Raw genomic sequence first — 4653 nt, 5'->3', positions numbered from 1 at the left:
GGGCTGGGCGGGGGTGAGGACCCCCTGGAGCTGGTCCTCGGCGTCCTTCCAGGAGAGGGCGAGCACCTCGCCGCGCCGTTCGACCTTGATTTGATCCAGGGCCGGGGCCGCGGAGGCATGCAGGGCCAGCAGGCAGGTCGCGGCGACCCACCTCATCAAGGTGGTCCGTCGGCTTTGCCTCGACGGCCGGTGTCCCCTAAGATGCGCTGCCCTGTCACCTTCCACTGAGCCCGCTCCCCCCGGGGAGCGCCCGGGATGAACCCTCAAGCCTTCGGGAAATACCAGCTCCTCAAGAAGCTCGCCACGGGCGGCATGGCCGAAGTCTGGCTTGCGCGTCAGTCCGGAATCGAGGGCTTCCAGAAGGACGTCGTCGTCAAGCGCATCCTCCCGCACCTCGCCGAAGACCGCGAGTTCGTGGAGATGTTCCGCAACGAGGCGTTGATCGCGGCGCGGTTCAACCACCCGAACATCGCGCAGGTCTACGAGTTCGGCGAGGCCAACGGGACCTACTACATCGCCATGGAGTTCATCCACGGCGAGGACCTGGGCCGGGTCATGCGCAAGGCCAGCGGGATGAACCAGTGGATCGCCCGGCCGCTGGCGGTGCGCATCGTGGCGTCCGCGTGCGAGGGCCTCTTCTACGCGCACAGCCGCGCGGACGACCGGGGCCAGCCGCTCAACGTGGTGCACCGGGACATCTCGCCGCAGAACATCCTGATCAGCTTCGATGGTTCGGTGAAGCTGGTGGACTTCGGTATCGCCAAGGCGGCGGACCAGGCGTCCATGACGAAGTCCGGCGCCATCAAGGGCAAGTTCGCGTACATGGCGCCCGAGCAGGCCGCGGGCAAGCCGTTGGATCGCCGCGCGGACATCTTCGCCATCGGCCTGGTGCTGTACGAGATGCTCACCGGGCACCGGCCGCTCAAGAAGGACTCGGAGCTGGCGACGCTGCAGGCCGCCATGGAGTGCTCCATCCCGGCCCCGTCCGAGGTCGCGGACGTGCCCGCGGACATGGATCAGGTGGTGATGCACGCGCTCGCCAAGAGCGCGGATGATCGCTACGACAACGCGCGCGAGTTCCAGTCTGCCCTGGAGGAGCTGCTCGTCAACGAGCGCTGGGTGGTGGGCTCGGTGCAGATCTCCGAGCTGATGAAGACGCTCTTCTCCGACCGGCTGGCGGAGGAGCTGAAGCAGGGCCAGTTCGTCCCGGTGGGGGAGGACTCCAACACGTCCCCGCCCCGGCCGCCCGCGGAGATGAGCTGGGAGGCCCCTCCGGGTGAGTCCTCGGCGCAGCGCGAGCGTGCCCGCGGCAACACCCGCGCCGGCCCCGCCCCCCGCCGCGCGACGGGCGTGGCGCCCGCGCTCGAGCCGGAGGATCCGTCTGAGTACGACGCGCCGTCGCTCACCGGCGTGGAGTCGCAGCCGCGCCGCCGCACGGGCGTGGAGTCGCAGCCGGTGGCCCGCCGCAACACGTCCAGCAATCCGGGCGTCACCCAGGTGGCGCGCACCAACTCGCGCTCGGACCTGAGCCGCCAGTCGGTGGAGGACGCACCCCCGCCGCCCCGGCGCACGCAGTCGCGCGCCATGCCGGTGTCGGAGCCCCCCGCGCGCTCGCGCTCGGGCGTGCACCGCATGGATGTGGAGGAGGACGACGAGCGCACCCGCCTGCCTCCGCCGGAGGATGATCCGGACACGATGCCGGTGCCCACGCCGCGCCGGCGCACCAGCACCAGCAACAGCCATCCGTCCGCCGTGGAGCCGCCGCGCCGTCGCACCGCCAGCCGCGTGGATGCCCCGCGTCCGCGCTCCGTGCCGGTGGAAGCGGACGACGAGGACTCGGGCGAGCGCCGTCCGTCGCGCTCCGCCGCCCCCGCGCTGCCGGAGCTGGCGCCGCCCCGTGGCAGTGGCGTGCGCACGGTGGCCATGGTGGGCTTCATCGTGGGCCTGCTCGCGGTGCTCGTCCTCTTCCGCGAGCCCATCATGAAGGCGCTGACGTCCACCGCCGCGGATGCGCAGGGCGTGTGGCTCACGGTGAACACCAACCAGCCGGTGAAGGTGTCGGTGCGGCACACGGAGCGCTGTGGCAGCCCGGAGCCCGTCACGGTGCTGGGCACCGCGCCGCTCACCCGCGTGCAGGGCGCCCACCTCCAGGACACGCTCATCCTGGAGAACGAGGCCCAGGGTATCTACCTGGAGGACTCGGAGGAGCTCGCGTTCGGCCAGCCCGGCGAGCTCAAGACGTTCGAGCGCAGCTTCAAGGAAGGCACCCTCAAGCTGAAGATCACCCCCAAGGGGACGAGCGGCCTGAGCGTGTACCGCAACAACCAGCTGCTCGGCAGCGCCAACACCCAGCTGAAGCTGATGGAGGGCAAGCAGCGCCTGGAGCTGCGCGGCGCGAAGTTGAAGGAGCCCGTGGCCTTCGAGGCGACGGTGAACCCCAACGAGACGACCGAGCTGCCCCTGGACCTGGCCTCCGCGTTCTAGCCCCGGCTAGTAGCGGGGCAGGGACGGGTCCACGGTGAGCGAGTACAGGTCGATGCCCCCCTTGAGGGACACGGCCTCCAGCCCCCGGTCGCGCAGGTAGGCGGCGCCATCCAGGCTCCGCACCCCGTGGTGGCAGTAGACGACGACGGGGCGACCCTTGAGGGCATCCAGCGCGGCGTCGAAGTCCGGCAGCTCCGGCAGGGGCATCAGCACCGAGTCGGGCAGGGCCACCCACTCGTGTTCGTGGGGGAAGCGCACATCCACCAGCACGGGGCGCGTTTCGGGGGGGCCTGCCAGGCGCCGGGCCAGCTCGGCCGGGGTGATTTCAGGGATGGGCATGGGGGCTCGGGAGTGTTGTGCCGGGAGGGGGCCCGTGAGGCCCCATGGCTTTTCAGGCGCCAGGGCGTTATGAGGCGCCGTTCACGAGGAGATTGAAGCACATGGACACTTCTACCGCCGTCGCCGGCTCCACGCCGGCCTCCCAGCCCTCCGCCAACGTCACCGTCCAGCTGACGGCCGCCGCCATCGCCCAGGTGAAGACGGTCATCCAGGCCCAGGGGTTCCAGGACTACTTCTTCTCCATCCGCGTGGTGCCGTCCGGCTGCAGCGGCCTGGGCTACGACCTGAACCTCGTGAAGGAGGCCAAGGCCGGTGACCAGGTGTGGGAGCAGGACGGCGTGAAGATCGCCACCGACGCGCTGAGCGCCCAGTACCTGTCGGGCACGCACATCGACTACGTCACCAGCATCACCGGCGCGGGCTTCAAGTTCGAGAACCCCAACGCCAAGTCGTCCTGCGGTTGCGGCACGTCGTTCACGACCTGATCCACCGCTGGGAAAGCAGGGCAGGGGCCGGGATGGGACGCCAGGCAGGCGTGCCCCCGGCCCTTCGTCTGTCCAGGCTCCGCCTAGGCTCCGGTGACAGGCTTCATGACCTTCATCCAGGACTGCTCTTCCTGTCCGCGGCCCCGGCGCTGGGCGCGGCGGGCCTCCGCTTCCGCGAAGGCGGCGCGCTCCGTGTCCGTCTCCAGGAGCAGGGGCGGCACCGCCACGCCCTTGCCGTCCTTGTCCTGGGTCACGAAGGTGAGCAGCGCGCTGGTGGTGAGGTGGCGCTCACCGGTGAGCGGGTTCTCCGCGTGCACGGTGACGCCCACCTCCAGCGACGTGCGGAAGGTCGCGAGCACGCGCGAGTGGAGCAGCGCGATCCACCCCACGCGAATGGGGGCGTGGAAGTGCAGGTCGTCCATGGACGCTGTCACGACGACCTGACGGCAGTGGCGCTGGGCGGCCACGGCGCCGCAGATGTCGATCCACTGCATCACCTTCCCGCCGAACGCGGCGTTCAGGTTGTTGGCGTCCGGAGGGAGGATGAGCTGCGTCATCACCACTTCGGAGTCGCGCGGGCTCTTCGGGGTCAGGTCGTGCATGGCCCGGAAGCGTCTAACGGAACGCGCGCCGTCAGGCCAGGAATGCGGACACGCGGTCGAGGAACTCCTCGCGGCCCGGGCCCCGGCGGATGTCCTGCTTGGACACGTCCACCACGAGGCAGTCCACGCCGTACTTCTCCTGCAGCACCTGCGGGAAGCCCGCGTAGTAGCCGTTGAGGCCCTTCAGGAACTGCTTCCCGATGCCCTTCTCCTCGGCCCGGCCGCGCGTGCGGATGCGCTGCAGGAGCACGTCCTCGGAGGACACGTCGAAGCAGATGACCTTGTCGGGCCGGACGATGTGGCGCGACAGCCGCTGGAAGTACTCGTAGTACAGGTCCAGCTCCGCGTTCGTCATGTGCCCCAGGCCGTGCAGGTACTTGGCGAAGATTTCCGGGTCCTCGTACAGGGTGCGGTCCTGCACGCAGCTCTTCCTCACGGAGTGGATGAGCTCGTGGTGCTCCACGCGCCGGATGAGGAACTCCAGCTGCAGCGTGAACGACCACCGCGACATGTCGCCGTAGTAGTCACGCAGGAAGCGGTTGTCGATGACGGGCTCGTCGAACAGCTCGAAGCCGAAGCCCTGGCTGATGAGCTTGGCGGCCGTCGTCTTGCCCGCGCCGATGTTGCCTGCCAGCGCCACGAAGCGCTTGGCGCGGGGCACCTTCACCTTGAGGGCGTTGCGGGCGGCGGACTTCGGCGCGGGGGCGGCCGGGGGCGGCGCCTTGCTGGAAGGCGGCTCGGCG

General features: G+C 69.9%; 5 protein-coding genes. 2 read left to right on the top strand and 3 right to left on the bottom strand.

What is annotated here, in order from left to right:
* The first annotated feature begins 255 nt into the window (after positions 1–255).
* The gene (locus D7V97_RS40340) at positions 256–2484 is read left to right on the top strand and encodes a serine/threonine-protein kinase (protein WP_120615880.1); all 2229 of its coding nucleotides are present in this window, start codon (positions 256–258) and stop codon (positions 2482–2484) included.
* Positions 2485–2490: 6 nt separating this feature from the next.
* Here the strand turns inward: D7V97_RS40340 and D7V97_RS40335 are convergent, their stop codons facing one another.
* Entirely contained in the window at positions 2491–2823 is a 333-nt protein-coding gene (locus D7V97_RS40335) for a rhodanese-like domain-containing protein (protein ID WP_120615879.1), read from the bottom strand.
* A 101-nt stretch (positions 2824–2924) separates the two neighbouring features.
* Between D7V97_RS40335 and D7V97_RS40330 the strand changes: the two genes are divergently transcribed.
* A complete protein-coding gene (locus tag D7V97_RS40330) occupies positions 2925–3308 on the top strand; it encodes an iron-sulfur cluster assembly accessory protein (protein WP_120615878.1) in 384 nt (127 codons plus the stop codon).
* Between the two features lie 83 nt (positions 3309–3391).
* Here D7V97_RS40330 and D7V97_RS40325 read toward each other — a convergent pair whose 3' ends face one another.
* On the bottom strand, positions 3392–3910 hold the full coding sequence (locus tag D7V97_RS40325; RefSeq protein WP_120615877.1) for an acyl-CoA thioesterase: 519 nt from the start codon (positions 3908–3910) through the stop codon (positions 3392–3394).
* Between the two features lie 31 nt (positions 3911–3941).
* Positions 3942–4653, bottom strand: a 712-nt coding sequence (locus tag D7V97_RS40320) for a deoxynucleoside kinase (RefSeq protein ID WP_233583546.1), incomplete at its 5' end; no start/stop codon positions are given.

It is taken from the genome of Corallococcus sp. CA053C, from assembly GCF_003611675.1.
GTDB lineage: Bacteria > Myxococcota > Myxococcia > Myxococcales > Myxococcaceae > Corallococcus.
The sequence above is the reverse complement of the archived record's forward strand: the minus strand, read 5'-3'. Positions and strand labels throughout refer to the sequence as shown.